Below are 21,709 nucleotides of genomic sequence, written 5' to 3'. Positions count from 1 at the left end.
CGCAAATTCACAGTTATGAATAAAATTTTCTTATTCGGAGTCCTGGCTGTTTTGCTGGCGGCCTTTGACCCAAAGCCGACAGGCACGGATGCAGCACACAATCGCATGAACCGTACTGATACGGTGCCTGTGCTAAACAAAAAAATTACCGTTTACAGCACTGTCGCCGGTACGGACAAGCGGCTTTCGCAGGAGGTCAGTCTTGCTTTTTCAGCTATGGGACAGCCGCTGGAAACGCAGCCTTGCGTGTTTATCGACCCGTCGAAAAGTTTCCAGACCTTCCTGGGCATTGGCGGTGCACTGACGGATGCCTCGGCAGAAACCTTTGCCAAACTGCCCAAAGAGCAGCAGGAGGAATTTCTTACTGCCTACTACAACAAGGACAAGGGTATAGGTTATACGCTGGCCCGTACAAACATTCACAGTTGCGACTTTTCGAGTGGCAGCTATACGTACGTGAAGGACGGCGATCAAAGCCTCGCCTCTTTTTCCATAGACCATGACCGAACGTACCGCATCCCGTTTATCAGGCGAGCCATCGCAGCAGCCGGCGGAAAACTACAGTTGTTTGCCAGCCCCTGGAGCCCGCCAGCCTGGATGAAGACCAACAACGACATGCTGCATGGTGGAAAACTGAAGAAAGAGTATTACCAGCCATGGGCAAATTATTTTGTCCGTTTTGTAAAAGCGTACGAGAAAGAAGGCATTCCGGTTTGGGGTTTGACAATCCAAAATGAACCAATGGCTACCCAAACCTGGGAGTCCTGTGTCTTTTCTGCCGAAGATGAAACGAAGTTTTTAAAAAATAACCTCGGTCCGACCCTGCAAAAGCAGGGACTTGGTGATAAGAAGATCATCGTATGGGATCATAACCGCGACCTCATCTACCAGCGGGCCAGCACATTGCTGAACGACAAAGAGGCGTCGAAATATGCCTGGGGTGTAGGCTTTCATTGGTACGAAGACTGGAGCGGCGGCGACCAGGTTTTTGAGAACGTGCGAAAGGTAAAAGAAAGCTACCCCGACAAAAACCTCCTTTTCACTGAAGGCTGCAACGGCCCGTTCAATATGGACAGTATCCAAAACTGGAGCCTGGGAGAACGCTACGGCCGTTCCATGATCAATGATTTCAACAATGGCACTGTTGGCTGGACCGACTGGAACGTCTTGTTAGACGAACAGGGCGGTCCCAATCACGTCAAAAATTTCTGCTTCTCCCCGATCCATGCAGATACCCGTAGCGGCAAATTAATTTATACCAATGCCTATTATTATATCGGTCATTTTTCAAAATTCATCAAGCCCGGCGCCCGGCGCATTGAATCTGCATCGAGCCGCAGCCCGCTGATCACGACCGCCTTTAAAAACCCCGACGGAAAAATTGTTGTCATCGTCATGAACAGTACGAACAAGGAATTGCCTTTTGCGCTCTGGCTGGAGGGCAAAGCAGCCCAGACCACCAGCAAAGCCCACTCAATCATGACGTTTGTTATTTAGGAAGCCCCGGTCTTTTTCCTGGCACGGCTGTACCTGCGAAATAGGTGCAGCCGTTCTTTTATTAACCAGTTCTGACTGCCGGAGATTTTAGCAGGAAATAAACGGTTTCGCCGCGGGCGGGGACAAAAATTAGCTTAACTTGTCGCTTTGATCGAACGGGCTGAAAAGGTGTCGACGACCATTTCCTCGGCCTGTCCAATTAGACGCTTCGATTGCTTTCTTGCCAAACGGTTGCTTGCTTTGTGAACATCTGACGCTTTAAAAAAAACGGTTACTTTTTGCGGGAAACCGTATTAAGCAAAAGAGTGATTTCTTCAGTAGAAATCGCTGAAGCCCGGCCAAAGCCTCCTACAGGAGGCTGACGTAAAATACAAACCATATGTCCAAACGCTCAAACGATATATTATTCCAGTTGATCCGTTCGTTGGAGAAGGCGGAAAAGCGGCATTTTAAATTGTTCATCAAACGGAATTCTTCCAACGAAGATCTGAAGATTGTACAGCTATTCGATGCACTCGATAAGATGGAAGAATACGACGATACCAGGATCCTCAAAAAAATTCCTTCCATTCAAAAATCACAGCTTTCCAACCTGAAAGCACACCTGTACAAGCAGGTGATGGCAAGCCTGCGCCTGCTGAAAAGTGCCGACAGCATCGACCTGCAGCTCAACGAGCAATTCGACTATGCCCATATACTTTATAAAAAAGGGCTTTTCCTGCAAAGCCTGAAGATCCTCGAAAAGGCAAAGGAAACGGCCAAGGCTCACCAAAAGATCAATTTCATGGTCATGGCCCTTTCGCTGGAAAAACGAATCGAATCGCTCCACATTACACGAAGCATGCAGGACCGCGCCGAAAGCCTGGGACAGGAAGCGATAGAGGCGGTCAAGCACATTGAGATGGTCACCAGGTTGTCCAACCTGTCCATTCAGCTATACAGCTATTACATCAAACACGGGCATACACGAACGGAAGAAGACGAGCAACGCATCAAGGATTTTATGCAAAAGCATCTTCCGCCCGATGCATGGTACGAAACCGGTTTTTACGAACGCCTTTACCTTTTTCAAAGCTTTTGTTGGTATGCATTTATCCGGCAGGATTTTTTGCAGTACTACCGGTACGCGGTGAAATGGGTTGACCTGTATGAAGACCAGCCGATGATGAAACGGGTAGAAACAGGGCACTATATCAAAGGCCTTCATAACCTGTTGAACTCGCTTTTCGACCTTCGCATCCACGATAAATTCGACGAGGTGCTGAAACGGTTTGAAGACTTTGCCGAAACAGAACGGGTGCAACACAACGAGAACTTCCGCACCCAGTCTTTTCTTTACATCGCCCAGGCAAAAATCAATCGCCACTTTTTGAGCGGCACGTTCAAGCAGGGCTTAAAACTGGTTCCGGGAATCGAGGAAAAGCTGAATGAATATGCGCTGTTTATAGACCCGCACCGCGCCATGGTGCTCACTTATAAGATCGCGGTGATGTATTTTGGCAGCGGCGATTACGATACCTGCATCGATTACCTGCAAAAAATCATTAACGACAACGTTGGCCTGCGCTACGACCTGCAATGCTACGCAAGACTGTTGCACATGCTAGCCCACTACGAATTAGGGAATTTTGAATTGGTAGAATACCTATCCCGGTCTGTGTATCGTTTTATGGCGAAAATGCAAAACCTCACCGAACTGGAGGAAGAGATCCTGAAATTCCTTCGCCGTTCCTTCCATGTGTCGCCGGACAAATCAAAGGCGGAGCTGGAAAAGTTCCTGCAACGAATTAAGAAATTTGAAAAGAACCGCCTGCAAACGAGAGTCTTTGTTTACATCGATATGATCTCGTGGGTGGAAAGCAAGGTTCACCGGAAAGAGCTCAGTACCATCATCGCAGAAAAATACCGGAAAAAAGAGCCGCAGTTGCAGAAGGCTACCGACATTTAGCTGTTCGCCATTTCGTTTTGATCCAGCAAAAGGCGAAGGGCTTTAGCCGAATTTTCTTCGGTGCTCACCAGGTCGTGAAGTGTCACCCTGTCGAGCAACTGGTCCACTGTGTGCTGGATCATTTGCCAAAGCGAACGCGATGAACAGTCTACGGAGTTGGTGCAGAACTTCATGGCGCCGGAATGCGAACCGCAAAAGGCCTGGTCGAAAAGGGAGCCGCCCAGCGCTTTCAGCACTTTATTAATGACGATCTCTTTCGCCGGCATGGAAAGCACATAGCCACCTTTATAACCCGGCGTGCTGTTGATGAAGCCACCCAATCGCAGGATACGGGCCAGCTTGGCGACGTAATGCGGACTGATACCCTCCGCTTCGCTCAATTGGGGAATGCTCATCCCTTCTGCATCTTTGCAGGACGCGATGCGAATCAGGAGACGCAAACCATATTCTTCCTGTGCGGTTATTTTCATGAACTGTCTTGTTGTTTCGTTTAGAAGTCAATCGTTCGGACGCAAAATCTTGCTTTCTTTTTCTGACGATGATGCAGTATCGGAGGTTACATCCATCCCAATTCCAGTTGGGCCACTTCCGACATCATGCTCTTGTCCCACGGCGGATCCCAGGTTACAGCAACGTGGACATCGTTCACGCCTTCAATCAGCCGTACTTTCTGGTCCACTTCCACCGGCAACGATTGTGCCGCCGGGCAACTGGGTGCTGTCAGCGTCATCGTGATCTGCACGTTGTTGATCGGCAGGATATCGATCCGGTAGATCAGTCCCAACTCGTAAATGCTCACCGGGATTTCCGGGTCATAGATCGTCTGCAATACTTCGACGACTTTTTCTCTTAATACATCCGGTTCCATAGCAAAACTCAATTTGATAATTCCACAATGTGATAATTTGATAATGTGAACAGTTTCTTCGAAACCTCCTTAGCGCATTGGCTAATTACCACATTCAATTTTTCTCCGCAGCTTCTTTTACTTTATATGCCAGTGCGTAATTTTTCATTTGTTTCACCATAGCCAAAAGGCCATTGGAACGTGTTTGGGCCAGGTGACTTGTCATCCCGATCTGGTTGATGAAATCCAGTTTGGCCGCGATAATCGCATCCGGCGTTTGCCCCGACAAGACGCGGATCAGCATGCTGATCAGGCCTTTCACGATTACAGCATCACTGTCGGCCTTGAAAAATACCTTTCCGTCCCTAAATTCTGCGCCCAGCCAAACGGTCGACTGGCAACCCCGCACTTTGTTTTCATCTACTTTGTAGCGATCTTCCAGCAGCGGCAGCTTTTTACCCAGGTCAATGATGTACTCGTATTTATCATCCCAACTGTCGAAAAGCGAAAACTCTTCGACTATCTCCTGCTCTATTTCTTCAATCGTCGTTTTTTCCTGCATGGCTTATACCAATAATTTAACCGCTTTCTGAAGACCTGCCAAAAGAGAGTCCACTTCTTCTTTCGTATTGTACATAGCAAAGGAAGCCCTCGTGGTACCCGGAATACGGTAGCAATCCATCAGGGGTTGTGCGCAATGATGGCCGGTGCGAACCGCCACCCCTCTGTTGTCGAGCAAAATACCCAAATCCTGCGGATGCACTTTGTCGATTACGAAAGAAATCACACTGATCTTGTTTTTAGCCGTTCCAATAATGCGTAACCCGGGAATCTGCAACAGGCCTTCCGTTGCGTAGGATAAAAGATCATTTTCGTGCCGGCGGATTGCTTCCTTGCCGATTTCTTTGGTGAATTCGATAGCCGCTTTTAAGGCAATCGTATCTGCAATGTTCGGCGTACCGGCTTCGAATTTATAGGGAAGATCGTTGTAGGTGATCTTGTCAAATGCGACGTCCTTAATCATCTCACCGCCGCCCTGATAAGGAGGCATTTCTTCGAGCAGGTGCTTCTTGCCATACAGAACACCCACACCAGTCGGTCCGTAGACCTTATGCGATGAGAAAACAAAAAAATCAGTGTCCAGGTCCTGTACGTCTACATCCAGGTGCACGGTCGACTGGGCCCCGTCCAGCAAAACAACCGCACCGGCTTTGTGTGCCTTTTCTACGATGGTTTTTACCGGGTTGATGGTACCAAGGGCGTTGGAAACATGCACGACCGAAACGAGCCTGGTTTTTTCCGTGAGCAGTTCGTCAAACCTCTCCATGAGAAGCTCGCCATTTTCGTCGATCGGGATCACTTTCAGAACGGCACCTTTTTCCTGGCAAATGAGGTACCAGGGAACAATGTTGGAGTGATGCTCCATGTTCGAGACAATCACCTCATCACCGGCTTTCAGGTTGGCACGGCCCCAGGTCTGCGCCACGAGGTTGATCCCTTCGGTACAGCCACTTGTAAAAATGATTTCCTCCCGGGAAGGGGCATTGATGAAATCTTTTACCGCGTCGCGGGTCGCTTCAAAAGCTGCCGTTGCTTCCTCGGCCAGGGTGTGAATACCACGGTGGATGTTCGCATTGTAATGGCTGTAGTAATTGACCAATGCATCGATGACCACCTGCGGCTTTTGCGTGGTGGCTGCGTTGTCAAAATACACCAGCGGTTTTCCTTTTACGTCACGGTTCAATGCCGGAAATTCCCGGCGAATTGCCCCGACGTCGTACGCGGCTTTTATGGTTAAGGTCTCTGTCATTCGAAATTAAATTCCAGTCTTTCGGAAATCAGTTGATCAACGTATTGACGGATCGGTTCCGGTTTGATGTGTTCCAGGATGTCGATGGCAAACGCATGAACCAGCAGCGACTTTGCCGCCTTTTCGCTGATACCCCTGGAACGGAGGTAGAAAAATGCCTCCTCATCCAACTGGCCAACCGTGCATCCGTGAGAGCATTTGACGTCGTCGGCAAAAATCTCCAGTTGCGGCTTGGTATTCACAGTGGCATTATCGGACAGTAAAATGTTTTTATTGCTTTGAAAAGCGTTGGTTTTTTGTGCATCCTTTTGCACAAAGATTTTCCCGTTGAAGATCGCCGTTCCGTTGTCATCGATCACGCCTTTGTACAATTCGTTGCTTTCGCAATGGGGCTTAACATTGTCAACAACGGTATGGTTGTCGACCAGCGTGTCGCCTTTGAGAAAATACAGGCCGTAAAAATGTGATTCGGAATGTTCTGCCTCCATGGCGATATTCAGGTTGTTGCGAACGACGGCACCATTCAACGAAACCGTCACCGTGTTCACCAGGCTTTTGCCTACCTGGCGAATGTGCGTCGTGCCTACCTGGCTGCACACAGCCGTATCGTTTTGAATTTTATAGTATTCCACAACCGCAGCCTGTTCCACCACCACTTCTGTCACCTGGTTGGTAAAGCTTTCCTGCAAACCAAGCGTGGCATAGGTTTCGGCAAAAATAACCTGGGCATTTTCCGAAACATGAATGAGCGTTCGGGGCTGGGCCAGGATATTTGCCGAGCGGGCATCACTTACCTGGTAGATGTATACCGGGTGTTCGACGATCTTCCCTTTCTTCACATGAATAAATACGCCTTCTGCTGCAAAAGCCGTATTCAGCGCATTCAGTCCGTCTTTGATATACCGGCTGCTTTGTCCTAATTGCTGCAGCACAGTATCACGAAATTCGCCTTTGGTTGCTTCTTCCAGTGAAAGCACGGTTAGAGAGGAAGAACGGAGGGTCGAAAGTGACGGCGCATACAAACCGTTGATGAAAACAAGCTCATTCGCCTCCGCGTGTCCGGGTAAACGAACCGGGTCCAGGTCCGAAGCCGTGACATTTCCGGGAAGGCTTTCCGGGTTGAAAGCATATTCTTTGTTGAACACGCCACTGATCCGGGTGTATTTCCATTCCTCGTGCTTAACGGTGGGAATGCCAACTGTTGTGAACGTTTGAAAGGCATCCTGTTCGAGTGAAGTCAACAAACTGCTCCCGTTGTTCGATTGTGATTGCTGGTATTTTTCTTTGATTAAATCGATGGTGTTCATGTGTCGATGATTATGCGCCCTGCTCTACTTCTGCTTTGATGAAATCGTAGCCTTTTTCTTCCAGTTCATAGGCCAGCTCTTTTGTACCTGATTTCACGATGCGGCCTTTGTACAATACATGTACAAAATCCGGAATGATATAATCGAGCAGGCGTTGGTAGTGGGTCACCAGCAAAACGGCATTGTCTTTCGTGCGGAGCTTGTTCACACCGTTGGCAACAATGCGGATGGCGTCGATGTCCAATCCGGAATCAGTCTCGTCGAGGATTGCCAGCCGGGGTTCCAGCATCGCCATTTGAAAGATCTCGTTGCGCTTTTTTTCGCCACCAGAAAAACCTTCGTTCAGCGAACGGCTCAGCAATGATTGATCAATATTGACCAATGTCATTTTTTCCTTCATTTTCTTCAGGAATTGAACGGCATCCATTGGCTCCTGGCCGCGGTACTTGCGAATCTCGTTGACAGCCGTTTTGATAAAATTCGTTGTTGTCAGACCCGGAATTTCGATCGGGTACTGAAAGGAAAGGAAAATCCCTTCGCCGGCTCTTTCTTCGGGTGAAAAGTCCATCAGGTTTTTTCCCATGAATTCAATTTCGCCTTCGGTAACTTCATAATCTTCGCGGCCGGCAATCACTGCCGACAGGGTGCTTTTACCGGAACCGTTGGGTCCCATGATCGCATGCACTTCTCCTGCCTTGATATCGAGATTAATTCCCCGTAAAATTTCTTTCCCGTCAATATTTGCGTGTAAATTCCGTATTGATAACATTGTTGTGAATTATAAAATTTGGACGTTGAATGACGAATGAAAAGAATTTAAAATTCAACATTCATCATTGAATATTTCTTAACCGACGCTTCCTTCCAGGCTGATCGCAAGGAGTTTTTGCGCTTCCACAGCGAACTCCATCGGAAGGTGTGCCATCACTTCTTTAGCGAAGCCATTTACAATCAGGGCAACAGCCGTTTCGGTATCGATGCCTCGCTGGTTGCAATAGAAGATCTGGTCTTCACCGATCTTCGACGTAGTGGCTTCGTGTTCCACCACACCAGACTTGTTTTTCACTTCGATATATGGAAAGGTATGCGCCCCGCATTTGTCTCCGAGCAGCAGTGAATCACACTGCGAGAAATTCCGGGCGCCGGTGGCGTTTTTGCCGACGTGCACAAGACCGCGATAACTGTTTTGGCTAAAGCCGGCCGAAATGCCTTTCGAAACAATACGACTACGGGTATTTTTACCCAAGTGCATCATCTTCGTTCCGGTATCGGCCTGCTGGTAATTGTTGGTAACCGCAACAGAATAAAATTCGCCAACCGAATGATCGCCTTTTAAAATAACGCTGGGATACTTCCAGGTAATGGCAGAGCCGGTTTCCACCTGGGTCCAGGAGATCTTGGAGTGATTGCCCTTACAGATGCCGCGTTTGGTTACGAAATTGTAGATACCGCCGTTCCCCTCTTTGTCCCCGGGATACCAGTTTTGAACGGTGGAATATTTGATCTCCGCGTTGTCCATTGCCACCAGTTCCACGACGGCTGCGTGAAGCTGGTTTTCGTCACGCATCGGAGCGGTGCAACCCTCCAGGTAGCTAACAAAGCTGCCTTCGTCGGCAACGATCAGCGTACGTTCAAACTGGCCAGTGTTTTCGGCATTGATCCGGAAATACGTGGAAAGTTCCATTGGGCAACGAACGCCTTTTGGAATATAAACAAAGGAACCATCGCTGAAAACGGCTGCATTTAATGCGGCAAAATAGTTATCGGTAACGGGCACCACCGAACTGAGGTATTGTCTTACCAATTCGGGATGGTTTTGAATGGCCTCGCTCATCGAACAAAAGATAATACCCTGTTCGGCCAGTTGCTCTTTAAAGGTGGTCGCGATCGATACCGAGTCGATCACCGCATCCACGGCTACACCGGTCAGGCGTTTTTGTTCGTCGAGGGAAATACCGAGCTTTTCAAATGTCTTGCGCAGTTCCGGGTCGATCTCGTCCAGGCTTTTCGGTTTTTCTTTCTGCTTGGGTGCCGAATAATAAATGATATCCTGGTAGTCGATTGCGGGGTATTTCAGGTTGGCCCAGTGTGGCTCCTGCATTTTCAGCCACTGGCGAAACGCCTTCAGGCGCCATTCCAGCATCCATTCCGGCTCTTCTTTTTTGGCGGAGATAAACCGAATGGTATCTTCGTTCAATCCTTTTGGTGCAGAGTCAGCTTCAATGTCGGTGACAAAGCCATATTTGTATTCGTTTCGAACCGTTTGTTCCAGAATATCAAGGCCTTCGTCCACTACGATATTTTCAGACTGAATTTCATCAGATTTCATGGTGCAAAATTACTGCTATTTGTACAAAAAAGTATAAATAAACTTTCGAGATCAGAAATATATACAGGCAATATTTTCCCTTTTAACAATCCAAAAACGCTTCGGGTTGAGCCATGCGACCTTTACCCGTGATGACGTTTTATTTTTCCGTAATAGCAAGGAGATAGTCCATCAACCGGCCGCCGGCCCTGGTGCGAATCCACCATTGGAAAAGCGAAATACCCACTACGGCGCAGCCCATACCGGCCAGGATATCGAGGATATAGTGGTGACCGGAATAAACGGCCGAAAACCAGATGCCAAGCATAATGACCACGAAGAGGGCGTTCCAGGCTTTCAACCTGAATTTCAGGCCATAGAAAAGCACGATCATCATGTAGGCCGCGTGTAGCGATGGCATGGCTGCAAAAACGTTGGAACTTTTGGCATACAGGTTTTTGAAAACAGAAATGCCAAAAAGATGGTCGAAACGGCCCAGGCCCGCCGTATTGCCGGGAGTGGCTGCGTGGAAATCAAATCCATTTGCTGCAACATACCAGGGCGGTGCTGCGGGATAAATATAGTAGCCGATAAAGCCAATCAGGTTCACCAGAAAAAATGTAAGAGAGAACTGGAAAAAGGCATTGCGGTTTTTAAAAAACATGACCGACGCGAAAATGAGCGGAACCGGCACCCAGCAGAGATAGAACAACCCGGCTGCAATGTCCATTGCCATGGATACGTTTCGGGCAAAAAACTCGTTGGGCGTCAAAACACCGTTGTGCCAGTTGATTCCGAAAAGCCCTTTTTCCGCATGGTAAAGCGACGCGATATGCACTTCGTTATAGCGGTAGTTGGGGAAGGCCTTCATGTAGTCGAAAATGATCCAGTAAACAATGAAGATCGAAAACCCCAGTATAAAACGGCGTGTCGGCCGGCTGGCGAAAAAGAAGAAATTGAAAATGCCGGCCAGTACCAACTGGTCGGTTTTAAAGCCGATTAGCACATACGATAAAAGTAAATAACCCAATGTGGCAGACACAGCCAACAAAATGCTTCGTGCAGAAAAAAGACCTTCATTCTCCCGCCTGGCAAAAGAAGGCGATTGAATCAATGACTCTTGCATCTCGGGTTCAGGTAACATTAAACAGTCACTCTTTAACGCACAAAAATAGCGGAATCCGCTAAACGAGAGAAGGCTGCTTCCGTGCGGCCCGGTCTTTCGCATCGAGTGCACGTTTGGCTTCCATCACCCGGTGATAGGCTGTAACGTTGGTAAGGATAGCGAGAATAGTGAGCGGAATGGTAAAGATCGACATGGTCTCGAACAGGTGAAAAGGAATGCCTTTGACATACCATTTAAAATCATTCCCGATGTACGGCGCCAAAATGCCGCAAAGTAATGCTGAAGTGCCAACCAGCACTACCCGTTCCGGACGTTGCATCAATCCACCTTTGCATTGAATACCGAGGCCCTCGGCCCGGGCCCTTGTATAACTCACCATCATCGATCCAATAAGTCCGATAAAGCCAAAAAGAGAGGAAACAAAATAATGATGTGCAACCAGATAATAGCAAATCCCGAGAAACATGAACAACTCGCTATACCGGTCGAGCACAGAGTCGAGAAAGGCGCCGAATGAAGAACTCATTTTTCCCAGGCGGGCAACCTGTCCGTCGAGCATATCAAACAAACCGGCAAAAAGGATCAGTCCCCCGGCCCATCCCAGGTAAGAAAAATCGCTGCGATTGGATTTTTCCGCACCTGCTACAAAAATGGTCGCTACACCAATATTCAAAAGGAAACCAAAAATGGTAACAAGGTTAGGCGTGAAACCGATTTTGATCAGCAGTTTCACAAAAGGGTCGATTATTTTATAAATGCCGAGTTGAAGTTTGATTCTGAGCGGTTTCGATTCCATAAGCAACGATTCACTAAACGCAATTTCCCGAACGAATAAATGATTTTTGGACGATTACCTGAAAACATACCGTTTTTGCAAAGGATAGTTGTAAGCAACGGCCAGAAAAAGAGTAACGGATGCTTTTGATACAAGGTAATTAAAATTGGCAAAATGTGTAAGCAGGTACACGCCGGTTGTCGCCAAAAAAAGGTATCCGCTCCAAACCATAAAATACCGGAACAACTGGATGTGCCGCTCCCTCTCTCCTCCCTTGAAAACCCAGTTTCGTCCGAGAGAAAAGTTGGTAATGCCTCCAAGGATAGTGCCGGTGCTGCTCCCGGCCAGGTACCAGAAACCCACGAATTCAACAGCAAATACTGTTATCCCGTAATCTACCAGGGAGGCCAGAAAAGAAGCGAATTGCGCTTTGGCAAATTTAATCATGCAATCAGGTGGCTTTTGACAACTACCTGCAAAACTACGTTCGAATACAATCCCGCCAACAGGTCATCCAGCATAACGCCCCATCCACCCGGAAATTTTTCCATCCGGCGTACCCCAAGCGGCTTGGCGATATCAAAGAATCGAAAAAGCACAAAGGCGGCCAGTACAAATTGCCATTGAAACGGAAGCAGGAAAAGGGCCATAAGCATTCCGTGCACTTCATCCACCACGACACGGTTGCTGTCCTTTCCCCAGTCCTTTTCCACGATGGTGGCCGTCCACACACCCAAAAAAAACAACAGGACCAGGAGCGCCGCCTGTACCAGCCAGTTGGTTTCGGCTCCCTTTAAGCCGTACCAAAGAAGGCAACAAAAAAGTGCAGCAACTGTGCCTGCACCTTTTTGTATATACCCAATGCCGAAGCACGTGGTGATCAATTTTGAAACTCCCATTACAATACTTCAACCAGGTCCTGGTAATAATCCAAACCGAGGTGCGTAATGAGGTCCTCGCCCATCATGTGGCGCAGGGTATTCTGCAACTTGATGAGTTGTTTGAAGATGTCATGTTCCGGACGCAGGCCCGGGGCGGTTTGGGGTGATTTAAAGTAGAACGAAAGCCACTCCTGGATTCCGCTCATGCCGGCACGTTTTGCAAGGTCCATGAACAGGGCCAGGTCCAGCACGATCGGTGCTGCCAGGATTGAGTCACGGCAAAGGAAGTTGATCTTGATTTGCATGGGATAACCCAGCCAGCCGAAAATGTCGATGTTGTCCCAGCTTTCCTTGTTATCACCGTGCGGTGGATAATAGTTGATGCGCACTTTGTGGTAGATCTCCCCGTAAAGCTCCTCGTTGTGTTCAGGCTGCAGGATATCCTCCAGGACGGAAAGTTTGGAAACTTCCTTCGTCTTGAAATTATCCGGGTGATCGAGTACATAGCCGTCGCGGTTACCCAGGATATTGCTCGAAAACCAACCCTTTACACCCAGTGCACGGGCGGCCAGTCCCGGTGCCACGATGGTTTTCATCAGCGTCTGACCGGTTTTAAAATCTTTACCGCCAATCGGTGTCCCGGTTTGTTTCGACAGTTCCACCAGCGCCGGAATGTCAACAGTCAAATTCGGAGCGCCGTTGGCAAAGGGCACGCCGAGTTTCAACGCCGCATACGCATAGATCATGGAAGGCGAGATGGCCGGATCGTTGTTTTTCAATCCCTCTTCAAAGCTTTCGATCGTTTCGTGCACGGTCGAAACCTCAATGTATTTTTCTGTAGAGCCGCACCAAACAATTACCACACTGCCGCAATCGTTGGCGTCGCGGAAGTTTTCGATATCGTCCATCACCATCCGGGCCAGGTCTGCCTTTGTTGGCGCTTCTTTCACATGTTCACCGTCCAGGTTGGAAATATAGGCCTTGTCGAAAACCGCCTTCATGGGCTGGATGGCTTCCAGTTCGGCCTTCACCGCATGGAGCAGCATGGGCTCGAGTACCTTGGCCTTGCTGGCCGCTTCAAAAACATTGTCACTGTATACATCCCAGCCGCCGAAGACCATTTCATCCAAATTTGCCAGCGGCACAAACTCTTTAATCTTGGGATAGCGGTTTTCGGTACGCTTACCCAGCCGGATGTTGCCCATCTGCGTAAGAGAACCTACCGGTTGGGCAATCCCTTTTTTAACGGCTTCCACGCCTGCAATAAACGTTGTGGCTACAGCGCCCAAACCCGGGATCAGCACCCCGAGCTTTCCATTCGTTTTTTCAATCGTATTCTGCATATTGTTCGTTTTAACTTGGTCGTAAGAAGTGAAAATGGCTGCCAATGAGCAGCGGTTTCGAAGATTTAAACTATAAAGCAAATAACGGTTAAAATCAGGAACAAACCGCCAGGGCGCATTAGGAAAACAAGCCGCTTGAAGTTTGGATTGCCCTGCTTGTCGCTGCGAAACAGCCTTTGTTCGCATGCACCGGATTCGTCTTGCCGGTAAAAATCGACGTCGGTTTTCATTCGGCTGTACATTTGTTCTTTGTTGCCCTAAAATTTTTCCCGATGAACGTCAAGATTGAAGAATCATGGAAGGAGATTTTGGAAGATGAATTCAAAAAGCCCTATTTCAAACAAATTTCCGAACACCTAAAGACCGAAAAAGCGCAGGGCAAGACCATTTATCCTCCAGGCTCACTCATCTTCAATGCCTTTGCGCAAACACCTTTCGATTCCGTGAAGGTGGTGTTGTTAGGACAGGATCCATACCACGGTCCGCGGCAGGCAATGGGGCTGAGTTTTTCGGTCAATGACGGCGTTCCTTTTCCGCCTTCGCTGATCAATATTTTTAAAGAGTTGCACGAGGACGTTGGGGTACCAATGCCCAAAACCGGCAACCTGACACCCTGGGCCCGCCAGGGCGTGCTTTTGCTCAATGCGTCGCTGACCGTGCGGGCCGGTGAGCCAATGAGCCATGCAAAGATCGGCTGGCACCATTTTACAGATACGGTCATTCACAGAGTCTCCGAACTGAAAACGGATGTCGTCTTCCTCTTATGGGGACGGTTTGCGCAGGAAAAAATTTCGCTCATCGATACAAAAAAACATCACGTGCTGAAAGCGGCCCATCCGTCACCGTTATCTGCCAACAATGGTTTTTTCGGTTGCCGCCATTTTTCCAAAACCAACCAGTATCTCATGAAAAAAGGAATGGATCCGATTGACTGGGCACTGTAAACAAGACATTCGATTCACGAAACAAGTAAGCAAGTTTTCACCGTTCAAAACCTTTATTCTACCGTGCAGATTTTGAAAAATATTCTCGGCCGTGTGATGGCGCTTTGGGCAATCATCGTCTTTATCGTCACCCTCATCCTGTTTGTGATCCCGATTGGTCTGTCAGTTCTGTGGCCCGAACCGAAACGCTCGGCCGTTGCCTATTTGTTCTATTCCGCCTGGATGAACACATTTTTGCCGCTTAGCTTCGTGCGCCGCCGCTTTATCGGCCGTGAGCATTTTAAGAAGGGGAAAAACTACGTCGTGATCTGCAACCACAATTCGCTGCTTGATCCTCCGATCTCCTCCCCTGCCATCCCTGGTCCCAATAAAACCATCGCAAAAATCGAGATGGCCAAAATTCCCATCTTCGGAATTGTATACAAGCGAGGCGCCGTACTGGTTGACCGGAAAAATGAAGAAAGCCGGCGGGCCAGTTATGGCAAAATGAAAGAAGTGCTGGAACAGGGCCTGCACATGTGTATTTACCCGGAAGGAACCCGCAACAAATCCAAAGAGCCGCTGCAACGTTTTCACGACGGCGCTTTCAAGCTGGCTCTCGATACGCAAAAGCCCATCATCCCCGCATTGATCTTCCATACGGCCGATGTCATGCCCCGTAAGCCTTTTTACTTCTGGCCATTCAAACGGGTTGAAATGCATTTTCTAGCGCCCATCGACGTGCAGGGAAAAACCGCCCACCAACTGAAGATGGAAGCGTTCGAACTGATGCGTGATTATTATACCTCGCACCTGCATTAACCGACAATCAGTCCGCTTAATAATTGTAGAAGTAACGTGTGCGGTTGATGCGCAGGTCACGCAGAATGCCGGACTTCGGACTCAGGCTGATGTTGAAAAATTTGTAGCTGCCGATAGGCGTCACACCAATCGACATTTGCCAGCAGTGCATTTCTCGTGCGATGTTCATGGTGAACATCGTGATCTGCTTTGTGTTGAAATCATAAAAGCCCTGCGTGCTGAAGTTCCATTTGGGAGTCAGGTTGAAGCTGTTGTTGAACGAAACACTGGAATAGACTTCCGAGGTGTAGCCGCTGTAATCCTGTTTCAACCGGCGGTTTAGCGTCAGTGAATAGGAAAGATTGACCGACCAGTTGATGTTGAAGTCCACAAATTCGGCCGGGTTTTGCCGCATGTAATCGGCCAGCATTTGCTGGTCGGCAAGCAAGCGTGGATCAGTGATCGTCGTTCGCCCCGGTTCCTGCGTCACTTTCTTTCCGTCTTTTGGCTTGCTTTGAAACGAAGTGGAGGCCGACACGCTTCCTCCTGTAAAACGGCCCAGCGTAAAGCGACTACCCTGCCAGACAAAGCGGTTGATGCGCAGGCCGTTTTGAACCTGGTAAGGGTCAAGCTGACCGCTGGCGGAAATGCTGATTTTATCAAAAAGGGTTGTACGCAGGCTCATCGCGATCGGCTGCAATTTGAACGCCGTATCGAGAAAATTGTAAGCACTGCTGAAGGTCAACCCGTCGATCAGTTTTACTTTCCGGTCTGCCGAATCTTTTTTCCCCCGCACTTTCATTTCAATGTTGTTGTCGAGAGAAAACGTCAAACCGCCAAACCGGCCGTAGGAGTATGGAGAAAATAAATTGCCTTCAAACTGCGGCAGGGCAAGCCTTTGACCATTGGCATTCACCTGGACGATATCATAATTCCGTTTGGAAATATTCGGCTTGTAGCTGAAACCCACTGTCGGGCGGATCACGTGGCGGATGGCTTTGATCCGCGAATTTTTCCCAAAAGTGAACATGCCATAAATATTGGTGTTCAATCCAAGGCCAAAACTCATTTGCTGGTCACGGAAAAAGCCTTTCTGTGACGAAACCGTGTCGACCTTTTGGTTCACCGAATCCCAGCGCCGCGAAAAACGGTGGGTATACCAGGTTTCCTCGTAGTTGATCGAAGGGCTGACAAAGAAGTTTCCCATTGCCGGCAGCTGCAGGTTGATCGGGAAACGATGCTGGGCTCCCCATTGAAGCGTATCCATAATCTTGGCGATACTGACGTGCCCCGTATCGTAAAACGAAACCTGGTTGCGGGCCACACCACTATAACCAATGCCGATCTTTTCGTACCATTTCGGCGTGCCTACCATCTCTTTCCGCTGGAAGGGATATTGCGTGGCAACCGAAAATCCGGCATCAGGCAGGATAATGTTGATCAGGCGGCTGGTGTTGTTCTGGTTATGGTTGGCACTGAGCGTAAGCGAATAGGGTTTGCCCTGCCATTGCCGCGAATAGGCAATCGACGAATAAAGCTGGTTCTGGAAGTTGCGGTACGGGTTGTTGGGAATATATTGATTGTAGCGTGTGGAACCGGCGTTGACCGAAGCACTGAACGAGGTTCCCGGTTTCGCTCTCGAATCAACGCTGTGGCTCCAGTTGATCTGGAAGGTTTTGACCAGGTTGTAATCGGGATCTCCCTTAAACGCAAACTTGGTGTGGTTGATGGAAAGATTAAACGAGCCACTATAGCGGTAGCGCTTCCGGTAGGAAGGCGTTAAGCTCAGGTTCCATCCGCCATACGAATAAATATTTGTCCGCACAGTTACATCGAAGTAGTCATTCAACACATGGTAATAACCAAGGCCTTCCAGCCCGATCCCAAACTGCTGGTTGTTGGTAAACTGCGGTGCCAGCAGGCCGGAATGCCGGCCCGTAAACAAGGGATAGATCCCGAAGGGAAGGTAAATCGGTATCGGTATGCCCTCAAATTCGGGGTGCGTTGGTCCCGATACAGCGATCTTGTTGCTGATAACTTTTAGCTTGTTTGATTTGAAGGCAAAATGCGGATCGTCCAGGTTACAGGTCGTAAAATATCCTTCTTTAATGTACACCGTGCTCGGATCGATTTTTTTTGACACCGTCGCCTTGATGTACATCTCTCCCTCGTGGGTATAAGTGTTTTTCGTTAGACCTTTTTGTGTTTTGAAATTGTATTCGAACGACTCGCTTTCAAAATTGGACGAACCCTGCTTGAACGTTGCCCGGGTAAGAATGTTTCCTGCGCTGTCTTTTGAGCCAAGCGCCGTCAGCACGTTGGATTGCTGGTCGACGATCGTTGTCGGTGCATTGATGACAACGTCTTTGTATTCGGTTTTTGTTTTCCCGTAGAGGTAAAATTTTTGCTCCTTCACCAGCAGTACGGCACTGTCTTCAGCCTGGTAGTGCACGGGTGCATCCAGGGTGTCCTTGGATATACGGATGTTAAAACTATCGATGTGCGGTGTTGCGGGCAGTGTATCGGTATTCACCCGTTTGGGTAACGTGTCAGCCGGCGTGGCCGGGGCCGTAGTGTCGCGTCGGGTTACAGCGGGCTGCTTAACCGTTTGTCTCGGGGAAGGCGGTATCGTGTCTTGCACGAGAGGCAAACGTTGATTGTGAAGAGAGCTTGTTGCCGTCGTTAAACTACCGTAATTTTCACCGGTCTTTTTGCAGTCGGCCTTTGCCCGGTACGTTAGCGTAGTGCAAAAAAGTGACGCTGCGAAAAGAACACATAATTTTTTGAAATTAAATTTGTGCAGTCCGGACATAAGGTGTGAACAAAAGTAGTTGTTTGCCTCTTAAGTCAATTGTGAAGAAAATACTAAACCGTTATACGAATCTGATATGCTTAAAAAACGTGTTTTCCTGGTACCCTTTACGATCGTCCTGTTGGCATTCGTATCATTTACGGCCGAAAAACCGGCGCCGGTAAAAACCATCATCATTGACCCGGGCCATGGCGGCGCCGACCAGGGAGCCGACGGTTTGATCTCCACCGAAGCACAGATTACACTGGCACTTGGCAAAAAACTCGGCGACAGGCTGGCGACCGAGCTGCCTTCCGTTAAAGTGCTTTTTACCCGAACGACAGACGTAATTCCGGGCAATGGTCGAAATAAAACCGAAGGTTTGCGCTACCGCGCCAATTTTGCAAATGCATCGAAGGCCGACCTGTTTATCAGTATCCATTGCAATTCGGCCGGAAGGGCTCCGGGTGGCTGGAACGAACGCCGGGTGTCGGGCTATACAGAAAAGGAAATTGTAAAAGGCAAGGGAAAAAAACGCCGGAAGGTGACGGTGCAGGTGCCGCAATACGAAAACGTTTACGTGGCCAATGTATCGAAAGGCACGGAAACCTATATCTGGACGGCCAAAGAAAATTCGCACAAAGAACAACTGGTTGGCGATAATGCGGAATTCGCGTCGTTTGAAGACGACAGTGCAGCCGCACCGCAGGACAACGATCCTGTGTTCAACGCCCTGAAGTTGATCTATACGCAGAAGTATTTTAAGAAAAGCCTGAAGCTTGCCGAATTGGTGCAGGAGGAATTTGAGAAGCGGGGACGCATCAACCGCGGTGTCAAGCAACGCAATGAAAAAGGTATTTGGGTGCTTCATGCCACAGGTATGCCGAGCATTTTGGTGGAGGCCGGTTTTATTTCGAACAAGGAAGAAGAAGAATACATGAATAGCCAGCAGGGCCAGGAAGAGATTGTTGCCGATATGATCAATGCTGTCAAGGCATACCTTGCCTCACTCGATCCGTCGAGAAATGAAGACAACAGGGAACCGGCCAACCGCGAGATCAAAACCGTTGCCTTTCTGCTGCCGGAGAAAAAACATAAAAACAACTTAGTTTAGCAGTCTATTCTGTCACCTCTCTGAAAAAATCCAATATGTTTAAAAAGACATTTCTTTTCCTTTCCATTCTTCCACTGTCCGCAGTGCTTACCTCATTTGCTCCGGCGCCACCGAAACAACAGGTGCTGCGTACGATCATCATTGACGCCGGCCATGGTATAATGGCCGGTGGCGGCCATAACGGAGCCAAAGGAACCTATTCCTATGAAGACGAGATTTGTTTAGCTGTTGCCAAGAAATTGGTGGCACAAGTCAAACAGGATTTCCCTGAAATCAAAGTCATTGAAACCCGGCCGACAGAAGACATCGTGGATCTACGCGAACGGGCCAACATTGCAAACCGCAACCGCGGCGACCTGTTTATCTCCATCCACGTCAACGCCATGCCGCCGATTCAACACAAGGAGATTTCGGGTTACCGCACCGAAGTTTACTATACCGGCAAAGGCCGCAAAAAGAAAAAGCACACCCGTAAAGTGCCGATCTGGCATTATTACGAAGTGCCCAACACAAGGGAAAAAGGAACACAAACCTATATTTGGGGAGCACACAAAGCCGAGGATAAAGAGATTGCCGTGCGGGAAAACGCACCCATGCTGGCGGAAGACAACTACAAGGAAAAATACGGCGACATCGACCCCAACTCCCCGGAATTTATTGCCCTGTCGCTGGTGAAAACAAAACAGTTCGGCAATCGCAGCGCCATTCTTTCGCAAATGGTGGAAGAGCAGTTTTCAAAGGTAGGCCGTATCAGCGGTGGCCCCAAACAGCGGCAGGTCGGTATCTGGGTGTTGCAGGCGACGGCCATGCCAAGCATTCTCGTGGAAACCGGTTTTATTACCAACCCACAGGAAGAAGCCTACCTGAACAGCGAAAACGGCCAACAGGAAATTGCAGGGTGCATCACCAAGGCCGTGCACAACTACATTTCATGGCTCGAAAAAAAGCAAACGCCCTACCAGACTTCGGCAGACAACAACAATGCTCCTGCTGCAACAATCGATGAACGGTTTTTAAAAGCACTCGACAATCATACAGCCGTTGAACCCAAATAACGGAAGCACAAACGTAAAAGCCGGGCCATGCAGATGCACGGCTTTTTTGTTATCCACATTTGGTATGATTTTTTAAACCTTCGGCTGTGGCTGTTGGTGACTGAACCTGTAGTAACGGAATTATTGTTTATTTTTAGTTTGATTCGGCACATAACACCAGAAGAAAACATAATTGCATGAAGCTTTCGAACGAAGTCAAAGTTGGTCTCCTCGCCATTGCCGCCATTCTCATCTTAGTCATCGGATTTAATTTCTTGAAAGGCAAGAGCGTTTTTTCCAAGCCTTTTGTTTTGTATGCTCGCTTCCCGGATATTGGCGGTCTGTCCAAATCAAACCAGGTGAAGATCAATGGTCTTAACGTGGGGACCGTTGCCGAATTCGTACCGGCAGACAAGGAGGTGAACAGCATCATCGTTGAATTGCATGTCGACAAAGCCATTGCCATTCCCCGCAATTCCATCGCCATCATCGACGGTTCTCTCCTCGGCTCGCCCTATATCAATATTGAAAAAGGCCCCGCCAACCTTTACCTGAAATCCGGCGATACCATTAGCACCCGCACCGATATGAGCTTGCTGAGTAACCTGCAGGCGCAGGTGGCTCCTACCCTTACCCGTTTGAACGAAACATTTGACTCGCTAAAAATCGTGATCGGTGGTCTGAACAGCATTTTTGATCCGCATACCAAAAGCAACCTCCGCGACCTGGTAAGCAACCTGACGGTTTCCTCAGCACAGTTATCAAAGCTTCTCGATGTACAGACCGGCGCTCTTGCCCAGTCGATGGGCAACGTCAATGCCATCACAGGCAACCTTGCCCGCAACAACGATGTCATCAACAGTTCGCTTCGTAACGTGGAGGTCACAACATCGCGTCTTGCCAATGCCAATATTGAAGGTGTTGTATCGGCTTTGCAGTCGACCATCGGCGAATTGCAATCCACCATTACCCGGTTTAATACCAACAGCGGAACACTTGGGTTGTTGATGAACGACCGGCAATTGTACGACCGTCTGGGTAATGTCTCGTCGCGTCTTGACAAGGTGGCGCTGAGTGCGGAAATCCTTTTCGACGATATCCGCATCCACCCGAAACGCTACGTTAATATTTCCGTATTCGGTGGCAAGAACGCCGGCGAACCTATAACTTCGCCAGCACCAAAGGATACCTTACCGCGGTAACT

General features: G+C 48.7%; 20 protein-coding genes. 7 read left to right on the top strand and 13 right to left on the bottom strand.

The window, feature by feature from the left end:
- The first annotated feature begins 15 nt into the window (after window positions 1–15).
- The gene (locus tag D6024_RS17990) at window positions 16–1,497 is read left to right on the top strand and encodes a glycoside hydrolase family 30 protein (protein WP_121356143.1); all 1,482 of its coding nucleotides are present in this window, start codon (window positions 16–18) and stop codon (window positions 1,495–1,497) included.
- 379 nt (window positions 1,498–1,876) lie between these two features.
- Entirely contained in the window at window positions 1,877–3,445 is a 1,569-nt protein-coding gene (locus tag D6024_RS17985; protein ID WP_121356142.1) for a hypothetical protein, read from the top strand.
- Here the strand turns inward: D6024_RS17985 and D6024_RS17980 are convergent.
- From D6024_RS17980 to D6024_RS17925, 12 genes are all read right to left on the bottom strand, one after another.
- Window positions 3,442–3,915, bottom strand: coding sequence for an RrF2 family transcriptional regulator (locus tag D6024_RS17980; protein ID WP_121356141.1), 474 nt, complete (start codon window positions 3,913–3,915; stop codon window positions 3,442–3,444). The genes D6024_RS17985 and D6024_RS17980 overlap by 4 nt on opposite strands.
- 86 nt (window positions 3,916–4,001) lie before the next feature.
- Window positions 4,002–4,313, bottom strand: coding sequence for an iron-sulfur cluster assembly protein (locus tag D6024_RS17975; RefSeq protein ID WP_121356140.1), 312 nt, complete (start codon window positions 4,311–4,313; stop codon window positions 4,002–4,004).
- Window positions 4,314–4,407: 94 nt separating this feature from the next.
- A complete protein-coding gene (locus D6024_RS17970; RefSeq protein WP_121356139.1) occupies window positions 4,408–4,854 on the bottom strand; it encodes a SufE family protein in 447 nt (148 codons plus the stop codon).
- A gap of 3 nt (window positions 4,855–4,857) precedes the next feature.
- The gene (locus tag D6024_RS17965) at window positions 4,858–6,102 is read right to left on the bottom strand and encodes a cysteine desulfurase (protein WP_121356138.1); all 1,245 of its coding nucleotides are present in this window, start codon (window positions 6,100–6,102) and stop codon (window positions 4,858–4,860) included.
- Window positions 6,099–7,409 (bottom strand): Fe-S cluster assembly protein SufD, encoded by a 1,311-nt coding sequence (gene sufD / locus D6024_RS17960; protein WP_121356137.1) that lies wholly within the window; start codon window positions 7,407–7,409, stop codon window positions 6,099–6,101. The genes D6024_RS17965 and sufD overlap by 4 nt, the downstream gene beginning before the upstream one ends.
- A gap of 10 nt (window positions 7,410–7,419) precedes the next feature.
- Complete coding sequence (sufC, locus tag D6024_RS17955; protein WP_121356136.1) at window positions 7,420–8,178, bottom strand: Fe-S cluster assembly ATPase SufC; 759 nt, start codon at window positions 8,176–8,178, stop codon at window positions 7,420–7,422.
- 78 nt (window positions 8,179–8,256) lie between these two features.
- Window positions 8,257–9,738 (bottom strand): Fe-S cluster assembly protein SufB, encoded by a 1,482-nt coding sequence (gene sufB / locus D6024_RS17950; protein WP_121356135.1) that lies wholly within the window; start codon window positions 9,736–9,738, stop codon window positions 8,257–8,259.
- A 139-nt stretch (window positions 9,739–9,877) separates the two neighbouring features.
- Window positions 9,878–10,843, bottom strand: coding sequence for a phosphatase PAP2 family protein (locus D6024_RS17945; RefSeq protein ID WP_121356134.1), 966 nt, complete (start codon window positions 10,841–10,843; stop codon window positions 9,878–9,880).
- Between the two features lie 58 nt (window positions 10,844–10,901).
- A complete protein-coding gene (locus D6024_RS17940; protein WP_240410074.1) occupies window positions 10,902–11,576 on the bottom strand; it encodes a CDP-alcohol phosphatidyltransferase family protein in 675 nt (224 codons plus the stop codon).
- Window positions 11,577–11,693: 117 nt separating this feature from the next.
- Window positions 11,694–12,065: a GtrA family protein gene (locus D6024_RS17935; RefSeq protein WP_121356132.1), complete on the bottom strand. Its 372-nt coding sequence runs from the start codon at window positions 12,063–12,065 to the stop codon at window positions 11,694–11,696.
- Window positions 12,062–12,517: a phosphatidylglycerophosphatase A family protein gene (locus D6024_RS17930; protein ID WP_121356131.1), complete on the bottom strand. Its 456-nt coding sequence runs from the start codon at window positions 12,515–12,517 to the stop codon at window positions 12,062–12,064. The genes D6024_RS17935 and D6024_RS17930 overlap by 4 nt, the downstream gene beginning before the upstream one ends.
- Complete coding sequence (locus tag D6024_RS17925) at window positions 12,517–13,842, bottom strand: inositol-3-phosphate synthase (RefSeq protein ID WP_121356222.1); 1,326 nt, start codon at window positions 13,840–13,842, stop codon at window positions 12,517–12,519. The genes D6024_RS17930 and D6024_RS17925 overlap by 1 nt, the downstream gene beginning before the upstream one ends.
- A 272-nt stretch (window positions 13,843–14,114) precedes the next feature.
- Between D6024_RS17925 and ung the strand changes: the two genes are divergently transcribed.
- The gene (ung, locus tag D6024_RS17920) at window positions 14,115–14,786 is read left to right on the top strand and encodes a uracil-DNA glycosylase (protein ID WP_121356221.1); all 672 of its coding nucleotides are present in this window, start codon (window positions 14,115–14,117) and stop codon (window positions 14,784–14,786) included.
- 63 nt (window positions 14,787–14,849) lie between these two features.
- Complete coding sequence (locus tag D6024_RS17915) at window positions 14,850–15,587, top strand: lysophospholipid acyltransferase family protein (protein ID WP_121356130.1); 738 nt, start codon at window positions 14,850–14,852, stop codon at window positions 15,585–15,587.
- Between the two features lie 16 nt (window positions 15,588–15,603).
- On the opposite strand, the gene D6024_RS17910 is transcribed toward D6024_RS17915, so the two are convergent.
- Window positions 15,604–18,207: a putative LPS assembly protein LptD gene (locus D6024_RS17910; RefSeq protein ID WP_162944861.1), complete on the bottom strand. Its 2,604-nt coding sequence runs from the start codon at window positions 18,205–18,207 to the stop codon at window positions 15,604–15,606.
- Window positions 18,208–18,454: 247 nt separating this feature from the next.
- Between D6024_RS17910 and D6024_RS17905 the strand changes: the two genes are divergently transcribed.
- The 3 genes from D6024_RS17905 (at window position 18,455) to D6024_RS17895 (ending at window position 21,707) form a co-directional block, all read left to right on the top strand.
- Complete coding sequence (locus D6024_RS17905) at window positions 18,455–19,471, top strand: N-acetylmuramoyl-L-alanine amidase family protein (protein ID WP_121356128.1); 1,017 nt, start codon at window positions 18,455–18,457, stop codon at window positions 19,469–19,471.
- A gap of 35 nt (window positions 19,472–19,506) precedes the next feature.
- The gene (locus D6024_RS17900; RefSeq protein ID WP_121356127.1) at window positions 19,507–20,526 is read left to right on the top strand and encodes an N-acetylmuramoyl-L-alanine amidase family protein; all 1,020 of its coding nucleotides are present in this window, start codon (window positions 19,507–19,509) and stop codon (window positions 20,524–20,526) included.
- Between the two features lie 176 nt (window positions 20,527–20,702).
- Window positions 20,703–21,707 (top strand): MlaD family protein, encoded by a 1,005-nt coding sequence (locus D6024_RS17895; RefSeq protein ID WP_121356126.1) that lies wholly within the window; start codon window positions 20,703–20,705, stop codon window positions 21,705–21,707.
- Window positions 21,708–21,709 lie beyond the last annotated feature (2 nt).

It is taken from the genome of Flavisolibacter nicotianae, assembly GCF_003628535.1.
GTDB lineage: Bacteria > Bacteroidota > Bacteroidia > Chitinophagales > Chitinophagaceae > Flavisolibacter > Flavisolibacter nicotianae.
Note: the sequence above shows the minus strand (reverse complement) of the source record. Positions and strands in the feature narration are given on the sequence as shown.

Excerpts from the sequence above, each read along its gene's own strand:
- sufD (WP_121356137.1), bottom strand. The coding sequence starts at position 7,409 with ATGAACACCATCGATTTAATCAAAGAAAAATACCAGCAATCACAATCG.
- D6024_RS17935 (WP_121356132.1), bottom strand. The coding sequence starts at position 12,065 with ATGATTAAATTTGCCAAAGCGCAATTCGCTTCTTTTCTGGCCTCCCTG.
- D6024_RS17905 (WP_121356128.1), top strand. The coding sequence starts at position 18,455 with ATGCTTAAAAAACGTGTTTTCCTGGTACCCTTTACGATCGTCCTGTTG.
- D6024_RS17895 (WP_121356126.1), top strand. The coding sequence starts at position 20,703 with ATGAAGCTTTCGAACGAAGTCAAAGTTGGTCTCCTCGCCATTGCCGCC.
- D6024_RS17980 (WP_121356141.1), bottom strand. The coding sequence starts at position 3,915 with ATGAAAATAACCGCACAGGAAGAATATGGTTTGCGTCTCCTGATTCGC.
- D6024_RS17975 (WP_121356140.1), bottom strand. The coding sequence starts at position 4,313 with ATGGAACCGGATGTATTAAGAGAAAAAGTCGTCGAAGTATTGCAGACG.
- D6024_RS17930 (WP_121356131.1), bottom strand. The coding sequence starts at position 12,517 with ATGGGAGTTTCAAAATTGATCACCACGTGCTTCGGCATTGGGTATATA.
- D6024_RS17945 (WP_121356134.1), bottom strand. The coding sequence starts at position 10,843 with ATGCAAGAGTCATTGATTCAATCGCCTTCTTTTGCCAGGCGGGAGAAT.
- sufB (WP_121356135.1), bottom strand. The coding sequence starts at position 9,738 with ATGAAATCTGATGAAATTCAGTCTGAAAATATCGTAGTGGACGAAGGC.
- D6024_RS17970 (WP_121356139.1), bottom strand. The coding sequence starts at position 4,854 with ATGCAGGAAAAAACGACGATTGAAGAAATAGAGCAGGAGATAGTCGAA.
- ung (WP_121356221.1), top strand. The coding sequence starts at position 14,115 with ATGAACGTCAAGATTGAAGAATCATGGAAGGAGATTTTGGAAGATGAA.
- D6024_RS17925 (WP_121356222.1), bottom strand. The coding sequence starts at position 13,842 with ATGCAGAATACGATTGAAAAAACGAATGGAAAGCTCGGGGTGCTGATC.
- D6024_RS17965 (WP_121356138.1), bottom strand. The coding sequence starts at position 6,102 with ATGACAGAGACCTTAACCATAAAAGCCGCGTACGACGTCGGGGCAATT.
- sufC (WP_121356136.1), bottom strand. The coding sequence starts at position 8,178 with ATGTTATCAATACGGAATTTACACGCAAATATTGACGGGAAAGAAATT.
- D6024_RS17900 (WP_121356127.1), top strand. The coding sequence starts at position 19,507 with ATGTTTAAAAAGACATTTCTTTTCCTTTCCATTCTTCCACTGTCCGCA.
- D6024_RS17985 (WP_121356142.1), top strand. The coding sequence starts at position 1,877 with ATGTCCAAACGCTCAAACGATATATTATTCCAGTTGATCCGTTCGTTG.
- D6024_RS17990 (WP_121356143.1), top strand. The coding sequence starts at position 16 with ATGAATAAAATTTTCTTATTCGGAGTCCTGGCTGTTTTGCTGGCGGCC.